This is a genomic window from Clostridium sp., assembly GCF_051650885.1.
Taxonomy (GTDB): domain Bacteria; phylum Bacillota; class Clostridia; order Clostridiales; family Clostridiaceae; genus Clostridium.
This window is the reverse complement of the sequence record NZ_JBOFRG010000334.1, coordinates 19,423-36,029: the sequence shown is the minus strand read 5'-3', so window position 1 is coordinate 36,029 and position 16,607 is coordinate 19,423. Positions and strand designations below refer to the sequence as shown.

The following is a 16,607-nucleotide window of genomic DNA, read 5'->3' as shown; positions in this document are numbered from 1 at the left end:
TTATATATTAATTAAACTAATGAAAAGGAGTGATAAACTTATGTCAAAAAGAAGAGATTGTTGTTGCAACGGATGTTGTAACACATGTAATCATTACGGAAATGGATGTTGTAATAGTGGGTTTAATAACTGTGGATATGGAAATTATGGATATGGGTATGGAGGATTCGGAAATAATCCTTTATTATGGCTATTATTATTAAATAATAACCAAAGATGTTTCTAAGAAAATATTTAGAATATAAGTGATTATAGAGATATTGATTCACAAATAAAATAAACTCAGTAGATTTATTTCTACTGAGTTTATTATTTAAATAATAAAAATATAGAGTATTCAATAATATAAAAGTTATGGGGGTAATATTTATGGATTATGAAATTTTCCTTAGATTGATTTTATCTGGAATAATACCTGGACTTATAGGATTAGAAAGAGATTATCGTCTAAAGGATGCTGGATTTAGGACTCACTTTTTAGTTGGTCTTGGAAGTGGACTCATTATGATTATTTCTATCTATGGCTTTACGGCACTAATAGGAGTGAATGGAATCAATGTAGATATAGGACGGATGGGTTCACAAATTGTATCGGGGATTGGCTTTATTGGAGCTGGAACTATTATTTTAAATAAAAATATTATAAAAGGGCTAACAACCTCAGCAAGTATATGGGTATCAGCAGCAATTGGGATGAGTATAGGTACAGGCCTCTTCAAAATAGGAATAAGTGCAATGATAATAGCAATTGTATGTTTAGAGATAGTTCATTTGTTCAATAATAATAGAGAATTTAGAATAATCAAGGTATGTATTTATTTCAAAGAAAATTTAGAAGAATCTATAAATAATGTAAATAAAATAATAACGGATATTGACTTTACATCGTGTTCGGTAGAGTATGGAATTAATGGGAAAATGTTAAGTATAGAATATAGAGTTTTTATAAATAAAAATGAATTACTGTGTTTAATAAAAAAAATTAATAATAGCAATTTAGATTTAATAGAAGTTAAGGTGGATGGAGGATAAGCAATGTATAGATATATTGATGAAATAAGTAAAATAGCACAAGGGATAATTGAAAAGTATGTAGAAAGTAAAAATATAGCCATAGACTGTACTCTTGGGAATGGATATGACACTGATTTTTTAGTGAAACATTTTAAAAAAGTATATTCCTTTGATATTCAAGAAGAAGCCTGTGAAAAATATAGAAGTAAGAAAGAGAATAATGTTCTTATAATAAATGAATCTCATCATAAATTAAAAGAATTTATAAAAGAAAAGGATATAAATTGTATAATGTACAATTTAGGATTTTTACCTGGAAGCGGTAAAAAAGAAATAACAACTAGAGTAGAGACAACAATAGAAAGTATTAAACAAGGATTAGATATGCTTAGTAAAAATGGAATAATGACAATATGCGTATATATAGGGCATGATGAAGGGAAAGTTGAAGAGTCTTGCATAAATGAACTATTGGAAAGTTTACCAAAAGAAAAATTTGCAGTATTAGAACAAAGGTATATTAACAGAAGTAGCATTGCACCGAGACTTTTTATTATAGAAAAAAATTCTTAAGTGCTAAATTCTAGAGAGATATTAAAATGAAATTTTAATTGCATTAACATTTATGAAATGTTAAAATTAGTTTGCTTAATTAAATAAAAAGAGTAGGTATATTATGAAAGAATTTAAAGATATTGATTTAAACGATAATAAAGATTTAATGAAATTAATTCAAATTAGATTTTCTAAACTTAGTAAAGGACAAAAGTTAATCGCAGAATATATATTAAATAATTATGATAAAGCTGCCTTTATGACAGCTGCAAAACTTGGTGTTTCTGTTGGTGTATCAGAATCCACAGTAGTAAGATTTGCAAATGAATTGGGCTTTTCAGGATATCCAAAGCTTCAAAAAGCATTACAAGAATTGATAAAAAATAAACTTACAACTGTTCAAAGATTAGAGTTGTCTAATGATTATATTTCAGATGAGGATGCCTTAAAAGGTGTTTTAAAATCAGATATGGAAAATATTAGACTGACACTTGAAAAAATTGATCCTAAAATATTCGAGCAAGTAGTAGATGAGATATTTGAAGCTAAGAATATATATATAATAGGACTTAGAAGTTCTACAGCAGTTGCAGAATTTTTAGGGTTCTACTTAAATATTATTTTACAAAATGTTAGAACAGTAAGCTATGGTATATCTGATATATTTGAGCAAATAATAAATGTTAAAGAAGGAGATTTGGTTATAGGGATAGGGTTTCCAAGATATGCATCTAAGACTATTGATGCATTAGATTTTTCTAAGTCAAGGGGAGCAAGAGTTGTTGCAATTACAGATAGCTTAAACTCGCCATTGTCATCAAAGGCGGATGTTTCATTAATAGCACAAAGTAATATGGCTTCATTTGTAGACTCTTTAGTAGCACCACTTTCATTGATAAATGCACTTATTATAGCTGTAGGGATGAGAGAAAAGGAAAGCATTGCAAATATATTCGGTTCGCTTGAAAGAATTTGGGAAGACTATAAAATATATCAAATAAATAATAAAACAATTTCTGATTTAGAAAAATAATTATAAGGCTAAAAGGAAAATTTTCTTTTAGCTTTTTTGGAGTAAAAATGGAATTTTTTTTAGTGAATTCAATTATAAGTAGAACTTTAGATATAGTTATTGTACAAAAAAATAAAAGCTTAGTTCAAAAATCGGTAGAGATAGGTGAATTTAAGAGGAGTTTTGAAAAATTATCAATTTCAAAAATAATTTTTAGAAATAAAATTACATATAACTACTTAAGGTTAATGTCAATTAATCTTGAATTTGAATTTTTAATTTTAGAAGAGGAGTTTAACATAGATGAATTGAAAGGGATGGATTCATTATATATGATAACTTTTATAAATATTTTAGCAGAACATAAAAAACTTGAATTTAAGAAAAATAAAAATTTAGAAGTTTGTTTCAAAGAAAATAATATTTTATTTACAGGTAAATTAAAGGATCTGCAGAGATATAAGGCAATTAAAATAGTTGAAGAACTTGGTGGAAATGTTTTAAGAAATTTTTCGGAGAAAGTAAATATTTTAATTTGTGGAAAATTTAAATGTGATAGAGCATCTACTAAGTATATAAAAACAATGAAATTAATAAATGAAGGAAAAAAAGTACTAATTTTAAAGGAAGAGGAATTTTTAAAATTAGAAACAATGATAGGGAGTGAAATTTTTGAAAAAAGTAATAGTTATAGGAGCAGGACCAGCTGGAATAATGGCAGCTGTGAAAGCAAGTGAAAAAAATGAAGTTATTTTAATCGAAGGAAATGATAGAATAGGAAAAAAACTTTTTATAACGGGAAAAGGAAGATGTAATGTAACAAATAATAAGGATATCTCAGAATTCTTTGACTTTATTCCAGGTAATCCATATTTTTTATATAGTTCATTATATAGTTTTACTAATTTAGATACTATGGAGTTTTTTGAAAGTAGAGGAATAAAATTAAAAGGAGAGCGTGGTGGACGTGTTTTTCCAAATTCAGATAAATCCTCAGATATAATAAAAGGCCTAAATATAGCATTAAAAGAAAGTAATGTAAAAGTGTTGCTAAATAGTAAGGTAACTAAATTATTTAAAGATAAAGAAAAGAACTTGATAACATCCATTGAGATAAATAATGAAAAAAAATTAAATGCAGACTATTTCATAATTGCAACAGGAGGTGCTTCATATCCATTAACAGGATCAAGAGGAGAAGGTCAGGATATGAGTAAAAGTGTTGGACATAAGATAGTAGAGTTAAAGCCTTCATTAGTACCTATTGAATTAGAAGCGGGATTTTTAAGAGAAGTAATGGGATTATCATTAAGAAATGTAGAAGTGAAGATTTTAGAAAATTCTAAAAAGGTTTATTCAGAATTTGGAGAAATTAAATTTACATACTTTGGAGTTTCGGGACCACTTGCATTAAAGGGAAGTAGATTTATAAAAAATAAAAATAATGAATATGAGTTAATAATAGATTTGAAACCAGCTTTAGATTTAAAAGAATTAGATTTAAGAGTACAAAATGACTTTAAAAAACATCTAAATAAAGAATTTAAAAAATCATTAGATGGATTATTGCCACAAAAGCTAATTCCTATAATTGTAGAACTATCTAATATACAAGAAAATAAAAAAGTAAATGAAATTACAAAATTAGAAAGAAAAGAATTAGTTCATTTACTAAAAAATTTAAAATTCAAGGTGAAGGGTTTACGTCCAATTGCAGAAGCCATAGTAACAGCAGGGGGAGTATCTACTAAAGAAATAGATCCATCAACAATGAGGAGTAAGATTATTGAGAATTTGGCGTTTGCTGGAGAGGTGATGGATGTAGATGCTTTTACAGGTGGATATAATGTACAAATAGCACTTTCGACAGGATATATTGCAGGGAGTAATGTCTAAATAACTTGTTTAAAGGAAAATAAAGCTATATAATAAAATTGTAAAATGTAAAAAATGAAAGGTGGATTAATTTTGAGAATAGCAGTAGCGATAGATGGACCAGCGGGAGCAGGGAAAAGTACAATAGCTAAATTAGTAGCAAAAGAATTTGATTTAATGTATATAAATACAGGTGCAATGTATAGAGCAGTTGCATTAATGGCTGACAAAGAAAATTTCTCAGCAAATGATGTAGAAAAAATTTCTGAGATGATTATGAAAATGGAGATGCATTTTGAAAATGATGATTTATATTTAAATGGGGTTAATATTCAAGATGAATTAACAGTTCCACATATTAGTGCTATCGTATCAGCATATGCATCAATAAAAGAAGTGAGAATAGCGTTAGTTAGACTTCAACAAGAAATGTCTGAAAAATTCAATGTAATAATGGATGGAAGAGATATTGGAACAGTTGTATTAAAAAATTCAAAATTTAAGTTTTTCTTAACAGCAACTCCAGAAGAAAGAGCTGATAGAAGATATAAGGAATTAATGAATAGAGATATTGAATGCTCTTATGAGGAAATATTAAAAGATATCATAAGAAGAGATCATGAGGATAGTACTAGAGCAATTGATCCACTTAAAAAAGCGGATGATGCTATTGAAATAGATACAACAGGATTAAACATCGCAGAGGTTACAAGAGAAATTTGTAATAAAATAAAATTGAAAATTAATAAGTAGTTTTGGAGAAAAGAGAAATGAGAAAAATAATATTAGCTGAAAGTGCTGGATTTTGTTTTGGTGTAAAAAGAGCAGTTGATAAATCAATAGAAGTTCAAAAAGAATATGGAAAGAAAATATATACATTAGGACCATTAATTCATAATAATGATGTTGTTAGTTACTTAGGTGAACATAAGGTTTTTGCAGTAGAGCTTGAAAATCTAGATGAATTAAATGAAGGCGATACTATTATAATAAGATCTCATGGAGTGTCAGAAGAAGTGATTTTAGAACTTCAAAAGAGAAAATTAAATATTATAGATGCGACATGTCCATTTGTAACGAACATACAAAAGAAGGTTAGAAAATATTCTGAAAAAGGATATAACATTATTATATTGGGTGATGAAAAACATCCGGAAGTAGTTGGAATTAATGGATGGTGTGATAATAAAGCAATTATAACTAAAGATGGTGAATTTACAGATGAGCTTCCGAAGAAAGTTTGTGTAGTATCACAAACGACAGAAAAAGAAGCAAATTGGAAAAAAACTATATCAAACTTATCATTTGAAACAAAAGAATTATTAGCTTTTAATACAATTTGTTCTGCAACTGAAGTAAGACAAAAAAGTGTATTAGATTTATCAAATAAGGTTGATGCATTAATAGTTATTGGTGGAAAGAATAGTTCAAATACAACAAAGTTATACCAAATAGCAAAAGAAAATTGTGAAAATACTATTCATATAGAAAATGCTAAAGAATTAAAGGAAGACTTTATAAAAAATAAAGACCTGAAAGTTATTGGAATAACGGCAGGTGCATCAACACCTGATTGGATAATTGAAGAAGTTATTGATGTTATGAAATAAATTTAAAATAAATGAAGCAAATGAAAAAATGGCATTAGACCATAAGAATTACTAGGAGGTTGTAATTATGATAGATAATAACAGCACAAATAATGAACAGTTAGAACTTATGAATTCAATAGATAGAAAAATTACAGTAGGTGAAGAAATTACAGGGGAAGTATTATCAAAATCAAGAGAAGGAATAATAGTTTCATTAGTTGGATATCAAACTGATGGAATCATTCCATGTAGTGAATTCACACTAAAAGAAGAACCTGAAATATTTTTAGAGAAAATTAAAGTTGGAGATTCAATTACTTCAAAGGTTATTAAACTTGCAAATAAAGATAATTTAGTAGTACTTTCAAGATTAGAGTATGAAAAAGAAGAAGGTTTAGAAGAATTACAAGAATTCTATAAAAATAATGAGAAATTTGAATTGAAAATTTCAGAAATAAAAGAAAATGGAATCGTAGGATTTTATAAAGGGATTAGAGTATTTATTCCTGGATCACAAATAGATACAAAATTTATTAGTGATAAAAATGAGTTTTTAAATCAAAAAGTTGATGTTGAATTAATTGAATTAAAATTAGATAGACCATATAGAATAGTAGCTTCAAGAAGAAAACTTATTGAAGAGGAAAATAAAAAGAACAGAAGTGAAGTATGGGATAAGCTAGAGACTGGAATGATAGTTTCAGGAGAAGTGAAAAGATTCACTGATTTTGGAGCATTTGTAGAGATAAATGGAATTGATGGATTAATACATTTATCACAGATATCATGGAATCATGTGAAAAAGGCACAAGATTATTTAAAAATAGGTGATATTATTGATGTTAAAATCATAGATATGAATAAAGAAAGTGAAAAATTATCATTAAGCTTAAAGCAATTAACAGAAGAACCATGGGCAAATATAGAAGAAAAATATCCAGTAGATTCTGTTGTTCTTGGTAAAATTGTTAGAATTAGTGATTTTGGAGCATTTGTAGAATTAGAATCTGTAGTAGATGGATTAGTTCATATATCTAAAATAAGCCATAATAAGATTGATAATATAAAAGACGTTTTATCTATTGGTGAGGAAGTAAAGGCAAGAATTTTATCTGTAGATAGAGAGAGTAAAAGAATTGGATTAAGTATAAAAGATGTTTAAAATTAAGAGTGCTGTATCGTAAGATGCAGCCTCTTCTTTATAAAGGAGTAGGAATGATTAGTTTTGAAAAGTTTAAAGATAAAAATAAAGATATTTTAAAAAAAATAATTGAAAATAACTTACATTCATTAAACCAAAATTTCTTAGAAGTATATGAAAAAAGTAAAACTATAGATAAATATATTTTACGAAATAATTTATATTTATTTAAGTATGAAGATATCTACGTAGGATATTTATGGAGTGAAAAGATTGATTTGAATGAATATAGAATTATAGATATGTATGTAAAGTTAGATTATATTGAATTTTTCAAAATTAATCAATTAAGTAAATTAAAAGATAAGATGGTTATTTATGAAGGAATAGAAAATTATGAAAATAGTATTTTAACATCAATTAACATGTTCTATAAAGTGAAGTCTGTCAAATTATTAAAAAAAATCTTATGTAATTTTGAAGTTGCAGAAGATTCTAGAATAAAATTTGAAAAATTTAAAATTGGGAAAGATGAAGATCTTAGAGTAAATCTTCAAAATAAGATATTTCATAATATAAATAGAACCCCTATAAATAAAATGGATATTAAATTTGAACAAAATACAATAAATTACCTAGAAGAATTTTCAATTTTTGAGTATCTAGATGATATACCTATTGGATATGCACAAATAATAAAAAAAAATAATAAATATGTATTAGTTAATTTTGGGGTAATCAAGGATTTTAGAGGTTATGGTTTAGGCGAAAAGCTTTTGAAATACATGTGTAAAATAGCAAAAGAACATAAAATAAACAATATATATATATATGTAGATAACGATAATTACGTTGCATTAAATTTATATAGAAAAATGGGGTTTCTAGAAATTGCCAAAGTAGCAACGTGGATAAAAGATTGACAATAGACTATAAGTAATCTTTATACTTATAGTCTATTGTGTTATAATACAAAAGTAATTTATAAACATGGAGGAAAATTTTGATGAGTAAAGAAAATTTAAATAAAACATATTTTATAGCTACATATGGATGCCAAATGAACGAAGAAGATTCTGAGAAAATTTCAGGAATGTTAAAGAGAATAGGATATTCAAGAACAGAAGAAAGAGATACAGCAGACATAATCATATTTAACACTTGTTGTGTAAGAGAAAATGCTGAAAATAAAGTTTTTGGTAATTTAGGTGCTATAAAAAGATTAAAAGAGAAAAATCCAAATCTTATAATAGCTATTTGTGGTTGTATGATGCAACAACTTGGAATGGCAGATAAAGTATTAAAAACATTCCCATTTGTAGATATAATATTTGGAACTCATAATGCATATAAGTTCCCTGAATACTTAAGTAGAGTACAAACAGAAGGGGTTCAAATAAAAGAAATATTAGATAAAGAAACTGAAATAGTTGAGGGAATTCCAATAGATAGAGAAAGTTCAGTTAAAGCATTTGTAACAATAATGTATGGATGTAATAATTTCTGTACTTACTGTGTAGTACCATATGTACGTGGTAGAGAAAGAAGCAGAAAATCAGAAGATATAATAAAAGAAATTGAAGACTTAGTATCTAAAGGGTATAAAGAGGTAACAATTTTAGGACAAAATGTTAACTCATATGGAAAAGGACTTGAAGAAGATATTGATTTCGCCAAGTTACTTAGAAAAATTAATGAAGTTGATGGATTAGAGAGACTAAGATTTATGACATCACATCCAAAAGATTTAAATGAAGATGTTATTTATGCAATAAGAGATTGTGAAAAGATATGTGAACAAATTCACTTACCAGTACAAAGTGGATCAAATAGATTACTAAAAGTAATGAATAGACATTATGATAGAGAAAGATATTTATACTTAATAGATCTTATTAAAAAAGAAATTCCAGGTGCATCTATAACAACAGATATTATAGTAGGTTTCCCAGGTGAAACTGAAGAGGATTTTGCAGATACACTTGATTTAGTAGATAAAGTTAAGTATGATTCAGCATTTATGTTTATATATTCAAGAAGAAACAACACTCCAGCTGATAAAATGGAAAATCAAGTTCCAGATGATGTTAAACATGAAAGATTTAATAGATTAGTTCAATTAGTTAATAAAAATATAGCATTAAACAATAAACCTTACGAAGGAACAGTACAAGAAGTTTTAGTAGAAGGAATAAGCAAGAATGATGAAACAAAGTTAATGGGTAGAACTAGAAATGGTAAGTTAGTTAACTTTGATGGAGATAATGAATCAATCGGAAGCTTAGTTAATGTAGATATAAAAAGAGCGCAACCATTTTCATTAGTGGGAGTTCAAATAAAATAATTTTTAAGGATAGCAATTTTTGCTATCCTTGAATTTTAAAAGGAAGTATTAATTATGGTTAAGGATAATTTTATGAAGGACTTTTTAAAGAATATTAATGTTAAAGAAAGAGATTCGGCAAGAAAAATTGTAAATAATGAACTTATAGAAAAATGTGATTATAAAATATTAGAAGGTAGAAAAATATTATTTCAGGGAAAGATACTATCTTCAGATTTATATAGCTCATATAAGTCTGAGTTAATTATAGATATTTTAACTTCAAAAGTAGAAAAAACATCTTGTACATGTGAGAAGTTTATGAATAATAAAAAAGATGGTTATTGTTGTAGTCATATTATTTCTATGTATTTAAAAAAAATTGAAATTTTAAAAGAGGATATATTAATAAAAAAGATTTTATCAGATCAAAAGGATATTATGAAAATACTTTTTAAAAAAGAAGATAGAGAAAGTAAATTACTACAAACACTTATATCTGCTAGTGAAAAAAAGCTAGTATGTATTGATGTATATATAAATAAAAATGTATGGACAAAAAAAATAGGTTTTGAATTTAAAATTGGAGAAGTTGGAAATAGGAAGAGATACATAATAAAAGATATAAAAAGTTTTCTCTTAAATTATAATAATAGAATACCTATGGAATTTAGTAACGATTTTATATTTTCATTAAGAGATTATAACCTTGTAGAAGAGGCAGAGATGATTATAACTATGATGAACTCTATGCTTGAGCTTGAAGATAGTAATTATAATTTTAGAAAAAGACAAGATACATTTCTAAATAAAAAAGAAATGATAATTCCAGAGGGGTTATTAAAAACTTTTTTATTAGGATTAAAAAAATCAAAAATATTTTTAAATTCAGGCTTTTTTTCAAGGGAAATAGAAACTGAGATTTTAGAATGTGATATTGAAGTTCCAATTGAACTATATGAGATAGAAGAGAAAATAAAAATGAACTTTCCAAGAGAATTACCAGAAATTCTTGGAGGAAATAAAAATTTATTTTTATATGATACAACAATATATAGCCCATCTAAAAAACAAAGGGATATTTTAGTGCGATATATAGAAAATTTAGGAAATGAAAGTGAAGTTAGCTTTGATATTGAGAAGAAAGAAACTGTGTTTAAAGAATTGATACCATCACTTCAAGATATGACGAGTGTGCTTGTTTTAGATAATAATATTTCAGAACAATTAGTTTTTGAAAAACCTAAATTTAAATTTTATTTTAATAGAGACGAGTATATAAAGCTTATAATAAAAGTAGTGTATGGAGAATATGAGTTTAACATTTTTAGGGATATTAAAGAAAAATATATCTATAGAGATAAAAAATTAGAACAATTTGTGATTAACAAGGTTATAAATTTAAAGTTTGGAAATGTGAATAATGATTTATTTGTTTTTATTGGAAGTGAGGATAATGCATTTGAATTTTTCAATGAAAAAATAGATGAACTTCATGAAATAGGAGAAATTTATTATTCAGAAGATTTTAAAGGAAAATTAAATATTTCTAAAGGCGATTTTAATATTCAGGTCCAACGTGGCAGAGAAGAATATTTTGAATTTAAGTATGCTATAAAAAACATACCTGATGATGAATTTAAAAATATACTAATGAGTTTTAGAGAAAATAAAAAATATCATAAGTTAAATTCAGGAGAGTATATCGATTTAGAAGATATAAATTTAAAAGAACTACTAAAATTATTAGATAGTGTCTCTAATGAGTATACAGATGAGTCTATAAAATTTAATTTAAATAAAAGTGTATATATGTATGAAAAATTAAATAGCATTGTATCAAACTATGGTGGTAAAAGTGAGTTAGCTAAAACCAAAAAGAAAATTTTGGAAAATGAAGAGTTTAAACTACCATTAAATATAAGTGCAACATTAAGAGCATATCAAGTGGAAGGATATAATTTCTTTAAACGATTAAGTGGACTTGGGATGGGTGGAATATTAGGAGATGAAATGGGACTTGGAAAGACACTACAAGCTATTACATTCATCACTAGTGAAAAAGGAAAGAAAACTTTAATCGTTGCACCTACATCATTAGTATACAATTGGGAAGGAGAATTTTCGAAGTTTTCACCTAATATGAAGGTTCTTGTTAATACAGATTCTAAAGAAAAAAGAAAGAAAATGTTAGAAAATATAGATGAGTTTGATGTGGTAGTAACTTCATATAATTTACTTAAAAATGATATAGATGTATATAAAACATTAAAGTTTGATTTTATGATCTTAGATGAAGCACAATATATAAAGAATCCAGGTGCTAGAATTACTAGGGCATGTAAAGAAATAAAAGCTAATAGTAAATTTGCATTAACAGGAACACCTATTGAAAATAGCCTTTTAGAATTATGGTCAATATTTGATTTCATAATGGAGGGATATTTGTTTGACAAGAAAACATTTAATTCTAAATATAATAGAAATCTGTCTGAAGAAGAGGTTTTGATTAAAGATTTGAAAAAATTAACGACACCATTTATATTAAGAAGGTTAAAGAGAGATGTTTTAGATGAATTGCCAGAAAAAATAGAAAAAATTGTTTATGTAGATATGACAAAAGAACAAAAAAAGGTTTATAGTGCATATATTAAATATATTAATGAACTAATAGATAAAAAGGTTTCATTAAATGAATTTAAAAAAGAAAGCATTGAAATTTTAGCATATATAACTAAGTTAAGGCAAATAGCATTGCATCCAACGTTAGTTACAGACAATTTTTTAGGAAGTAGTGGAAAGATAAATGCGTTAAAGGAAATTGTAACTGATACAGTACAAGAAGGGCATAAAATTCTTATATTTTCACAATTTACAAGTGCACTTAAGATAGTAGAGGAAGCTTTAAAGAAAAATGAAATTACATCTTATTATATTGACGGGAGTGTTAAAGGTGAAAAAAGAGTAGATTTAGTAAACAGATTCAATGAAGATGATACAAATGTATTTTTAATTTCGTTAAAAGCTGGTGGAACAGGATTGAATTTAACTAGTGCAGATGTGGTTGTTCATTTAGATCCATGGTGGAATCCAGCGGTAGAGAGTCAAGCAACTGATAGAGCACATAGAATAGGTCAAAAAAATGCAGTAGAAGTTATTAAGCTTATAGCTAAGGGAACTATCGAGGAAAAAATAATTAGCCTACAAGAAAAGAAAAAAGAAATTACAAATGCAATATTAGATGGTAATGAAGAGAATAATAATGTCTTTAACAAATTAACGGCAGAAGAGATTTTATCATTGTTAAAAGAAAAGTTTTAAAAAAAGGCCGATGGAAATATGTTTATTTCCACTGGCCTTTTAATTATTCAGTAACTTTATCAACGTGGATATCCATTTGAGGATATGGAATTGAAATACCCTCTTCATCAAATCTAAGCTTTGATTCTTCTAATAGGTCAAAATAGATTGTCCAATAATCTTCGTTTTTTCCCCAAGCACGAACCACAAAATTAAGAGAACTTGCTGCTTGCTCAGATAATGCGATAAATGGTTCCGGTTCTTTAAGAATTAAGGGATGTTTCATTACTAGTTCATGAAGAATATTTTTTACTTTTAAAATATCATCATTATAACCAACACCAAAAACTAAATCTACTCTTCTTAAATCTTTAGAAGAATAGTTTATAATAGTTCCATTAACTAAACTTCCATTAGGAATCATAATTTCCTTATTATCTGGTGATATGATATGTGTATAAAATATGCCTATTTGCTCAACAGTTCCACTCTTAGTAGATGCTTCAATTACATCTCCTACATTAAAAGGTCTTAAAAGAAGTATTATTACACCACCGGCAAAATTGGAAAGACTTCCTTGAAGGGCTAATCCAACTGCTAAACCAGCAGAAGCAATCACAGCTGCAAAGCTTGATGTCTGGACACCTAAATAAGATATAACACAAACAACAAGTAGGATCTTTAATGCAATATCAGCAAAAGCATGAAAGAAACTTGTTAAAGTAGGATCTATATTTTTTTTGTTAAACAAAATATTTAATTTTTTTAATCCTTTATTTATTAATTTCCATCCTATAAGCAGTATAACGATACTAATTAGAAGTTTCACACCACTAGTAACCGCCCAATGAATAAAGGAGTGAGTTAGTTTTTCAAAGTCAAAAGTTTTCATTAGTTAATCCTCCATTTTAAAATATATAACAATCTATTATACTTTAAAAGTAGAGGATTTAATACAATGTTCATTAAAAATTAACCAGATTAATTATTTTCTAATGATTCCTTTCCCAGAATCGGAAAAATCTATTAGTTGCTCTGGATAAGGTGACAATAAGCTTTGATTTAATATATATGTATCATTAAAACGTATAGCATATCCTTTTAGTGTATTAATAAGAATAGAGTAAGGGCAGTTTCCATGTTTATATTTATCTAAAAGTTCAAAAAAGAAGTCTTTTTCATTTGACCTGAGCATATTCGAAAAATGACTATATATATGAGTAAACACATTTATTATAGAAGTATAGCTAGGTGTTTTGCGAAGTAAATCTAATAATTTTGATTCATATAGTGAGAAAGTGGTATTAAAGTCAATAGAACCGTATCTAGCTAAAATCTGTCCCATTTCTTTGGATAGAGTTTGATTATAAGACATAAATAAAAATTTGTTTTTAGTATGAAATTGAATGATAGAATATATTTTATTTGTATCTTTTAAACTATAAAAATTAGCTAGAGTAAAAATTTTTATTAGGAACTGATTTCGGATTGAAAAGTTACTTAGTCGTCCTTCATCTTCGATTGGCAGAGTAGGGAAATAAGTTTTTATAGCACTACTATATAAACCACTAGATTTTCGTATAGCACAAGCCCCTTTAGTCTCATCAGAGTAAATATTAGCATCATGAAGAGCACAACTAGGAGACTTTGTTTTAAATATAAATCCATGGGGGTGTTTTGATTCTAAGTTAATACAACTTTCATTTGCAAATTCAGTCATTAAAGAAGTGTAGTTTTTTAGAGTTTTAGGTTCGATAAGTAATATTTTTTTATTTTTTTGAACCAAGCGAATTGGATTTCTTGGTGTATTTAGACCTATTCCTTCCTCGGGGCATACTTCAATTATATTAATGAATGGATTTAGTTTAGAGACTAGTTTGCTATTTGAAGACTCACCATTATATCTACAAGGGTGATTATTTAAGCACTTACTTATTATAATGTTAGGTTTTACCCAATTATTCATAGTTATACAACCTCCTATCTAATAATATAGTTTGTAATTAATCAGAAAAATATACTTTATAAATACAAAATTACAAGAGTTATAATGTGACGAAAAATATTGACAAAATAAGTAAAAAGAAATAAAATTTAAGAAAACTTAAAAATAGGAGGATGGAAAAATGAAAGCGATAGTAACGGTTATAGGGAAAGATAAAGTAGGTATAATTGCAGGAATTAGCAATGAATTAGCAACTCAAAATATAAATATTTTAGATGTTAACCAAACTATAATGGAATCTAATTTTACGATGATGATGATGGTTGAATTAAAAGATACAAATGGATTTGAAAAGGTGAAAGCATCACTTATTGAAACAGGTCGAAATTTAGGGGTAGATATTAAAATTCAACGTGAAGAAATTTTTAATTCAATGCATACAATTTAAAGGAGATATATATGAATAGTAAAAATATAATAGAAACAATAAAAATGATAGAAGAAGAAAGATTAGACATAAGAACTATTACAATGGGAATATCACTTTTAGATTGTATAGATAGTGATGGTGTGAAGGCAAGGCAAAGGATTTATGATAAAATAACAAGAAAAGCAGAAAACTTAGTAAAAGTAGGTAATGAAATAGAAAGTGAGTTTGGAATACCTATTGTAAATAAAAGAGTTTCTGTAACACCAATATCATTGATAGCAGGTGCAACTAATGATACTGATTATGTAGAGTTTGCAAAAACATTAGATAAGGCTGCAGATGAACTTGGAATAGACTTTTTAGGTGGGTTCTCAGCATTAGTGCATAAAGGATATACAAAAGGAGATAGAATTCTTATAAAGTCTATTCCAGAAGCACTAGCATGTACAAATAAGGTTTGCTCTTCAGTTAATATAGGATCAAGTAAATCGGGCTTAAATATGGATGCAATAAAAGAAATGGGAGAAATAATAAAAAGAACATCTGTTCTTACAAGTGAGAAAAAGGGGTTTGGATGTGCTAAGTTAGTTGTTTTCTCAAATGCAGTAGAAGATAATCCTTTTATGGCAGGAGCCTTTCATGGAGTAGGAGAAGAGGACTGTGTAATTAATGTAGGTGTATCAGGACCGGGTGTGGTACAAAGAGCACTAGAAAAAGTAAAAGGAGAATCTTTTGATGTAGTAGCTGAAACTATAAAGAAGACTTCATTTAAAATTACTAGAATGGGTCAACTTGTTGGAAATGAAGCATCCAAAAGACTAGATGTTCCTTTTGGGATAGTTGATTTATCTTTAGCACCAACACCTGCAATTGGAGATTCGGTAGCACATATTTTAGAAGAAATGGGACTTGAAGTAGTGGGAACACACGGAACAACAGCAGCATTAGCACTTTTAAATGATGCAGTTAAAAAAGGTGGTGTTATGGCTTGTGGTCATGTTGGAGGATTAAGTGGAGCATTTATTCCAGTTTCAGAGGATGCAGGAATGATAGATGCAGTACTTAAAGGATCTCTCAATTTAGAAAAACTTGAAGCAATGACAGCGATTTGTTCAGTTGGACTTGATATGATTGCTGTACCGGGGGATACTTCAGCGAGTACAATTGCAGCAATGATTGCAGATGAGGCGGCTATTGGAATGATAAATAATAAAACAACTGCTGTTAGAATTATACCAGCAGCTGGATGTAGTGTTGGAGAGATGATTGAGTTTGGAGGATTACTAGGACGCGCTCCGGTTATGCCAGTAAATAAATATTCATCAGAAATATTTATAAATAGAGGTGGACGTATACCGGCACCAATACATTCATTTAAAAATTAAGCTTTGGAAGAGGTAAAAGTAGAAAATAAATAGAT

At 27.3% G+C, this 16,607-nt stretch carries 14 protein-coding genes and 1 pseudogene; 13 read left to right on the top strand and 2 right to left on the bottom strand.

The features are described from left to right. Window positions 1-40: 40 nt before the first annotated feature. From ACRC28_RS16445 to ACRC28_RS16395, 11 genes and pseudogenes are all read left to right on the top strand, one after another. Window positions 41-226, top strand: a complete 186-nt coding sequence (locus ACRC28_RS16445; RefSeq protein WP_438544530.1) for a hypothetical protein — start codon at window positions 41-43, stop codon at window positions 224-226. Between the two features lie 143 nt (window positions 227-369). After that, the gene (locus tag ACRC28_RS16440; RefSeq protein WP_438544529.1) at window positions 370-1,032 is read left to right on the top strand and encodes an MgtC/SapB family protein; all 663 of its coding nucleotides are present in this window, start codon (window positions 370-372) and stop codon (window positions 1,030-1,032) included. Window positions 1,033-1,035: 3 nt separating this feature from the next. Beyond that, window positions 1,036-1,587 (top strand): tRNA (mnm(5)s(2)U34)-methyltransferase, encoded by a 552-nt coding sequence (locus ACRC28_RS16435; RefSeq protein ID WP_438544528.1) that lies wholly within the window; start codon window positions 1,036-1,038, stop codon window positions 1,585-1,587. A 103-nt stretch (window positions 1,588-1,690) separates the two neighbouring features. Continuing rightward, window positions 1,691-2,602, top strand: a complete 912-nt coding sequence (locus ACRC28_RS16430; RefSeq protein ID WP_438544527.1) for a MurR/RpiR family transcriptional regulator — start codon at window positions 1,691-1,693, stop codon at window positions 2,600-2,602. A 47-nt stretch (window positions 2,603-2,649) separates the two neighbouring features. Then, a complete protein-coding gene (locus ACRC28_RS16425) occupies window positions 2,650-3,318 on the top strand; it encodes a BRCT domain-containing protein (protein WP_438544526.1) in 669 nt (222 codons plus the stop codon). Continuing rightward, entirely contained in the window at window positions 3,254-4,477 is a 1,224-nt protein-coding gene (locus ACRC28_RS16420) for an NAD(P)/FAD-dependent oxidoreductase (RefSeq protein ID WP_438544525.1), read from the top strand. The genes ACRC28_RS16425 and ACRC28_RS16420 overlap by 65 nt, the downstream gene beginning before the upstream one ends. A 72-nt stretch (window positions 4,478-4,549) precedes the next feature. Beyond that, window positions 4,550-5,209, top strand: coding sequence for a (d)CMP kinase (gene cmk, locus ACRC28_RS16415; protein ID WP_438544524.1), 660 nt, complete (start codon window positions 4,550-4,552; stop codon window positions 5,207-5,209). 17 nt (window positions 5,210-5,226) lie between these two features. Further along, window positions 5,227-7,210, top strand: a pseudogene (locus ACRC28_RS16410) (bifunctional 4-hydroxy-3-methylbut-2-enyl diphosphate reductase/30S ribosomal protein S1). A 53-nt stretch (window positions 7,211-7,263) separates the two neighbouring features. Further along, complete coding sequence (locus ACRC28_RS16405; RefSeq protein ID WP_438544523.1) at window positions 7,264-8,112, top strand: GNAT family N-acetyltransferase; 849 nt, start codon at window positions 7,264-7,266, stop codon at window positions 8,110-8,112. Between the two features lie 83 nt (window positions 8,113-8,195). Beyond that, window positions 8,196-9,533 carry a tRNA (N6-isopentenyl adenosine(37)-C2)-methylthiotransferase MiaB gene (gene miaB, locus ACRC28_RS16400; RefSeq protein ID WP_438544522.1) on the top strand — a complete coding sequence of 446 codons (1,338 nt, stop codon included), beginning with the start codon at window positions 8,196-8,198 and terminating at the stop codon, window positions 9,531-9,533. A 54-nt stretch (window positions 9,534-9,587) separates the two neighbouring features. Next, window positions 9,588-12,833: a DEAD/DEAH box helicase gene (locus tag ACRC28_RS16395; protein WP_438544521.1), complete on the top strand. Its 3,246-nt coding sequence runs from the start codon at window positions 9,588-9,590 to the stop codon at window positions 12,831-12,833. Window positions 12,834-12,876: 43 nt separating this feature from the next. Here the strand turns inward: ACRC28_RS16395 and ACRC28_RS16390 are convergent, their stop codons facing one another. After that, entirely contained in the window at window positions 12,877-13,704 is an 828-nt protein-coding gene (locus ACRC28_RS16390) for a mechanosensitive ion channel family protein (protein WP_438544520.1), read from the bottom strand. Window positions 13,705-13,797: 93 nt separating this feature from the next. Further along, window positions 13,798-14,778, bottom strand: a complete 981-nt coding sequence (locus tag ACRC28_RS16385) for a YbgA family protein (RefSeq protein ID WP_438544519.1) — start codon at window positions 14,776-14,778, stop codon at window positions 13,798-13,800. 160 nt (window positions 14,779-14,938) lie between these two features. Between ACRC28_RS16385 and ACRC28_RS16380 the strand changes: the two genes are divergently transcribed. Together ACRC28_RS16380 and ACRC28_RS16375 are read left to right on the top strand one after the other, a co-directional pair. Continuing rightward, a complete protein-coding gene (locus ACRC28_RS16380) occupies window positions 14,939-15,205 on the top strand; it encodes an ACT domain-containing protein (RefSeq protein WP_438544518.1) in 267 nt (88 codons plus the stop codon). An 11-nt stretch (window positions 15,206-15,216) separates the two neighbouring features. Continuing rightward, the gene (locus ACRC28_RS16375; RefSeq protein ID WP_438544517.1) at window positions 15,217-16,572 is read left to right on the top strand and encodes a PFL family protein; all 1,356 of its coding nucleotides are present in this window, start codon (window positions 15,217-15,219) and stop codon (window positions 16,570-16,572) included. Window positions 16,573-16,607: the final 35 nt, after the last annotated feature.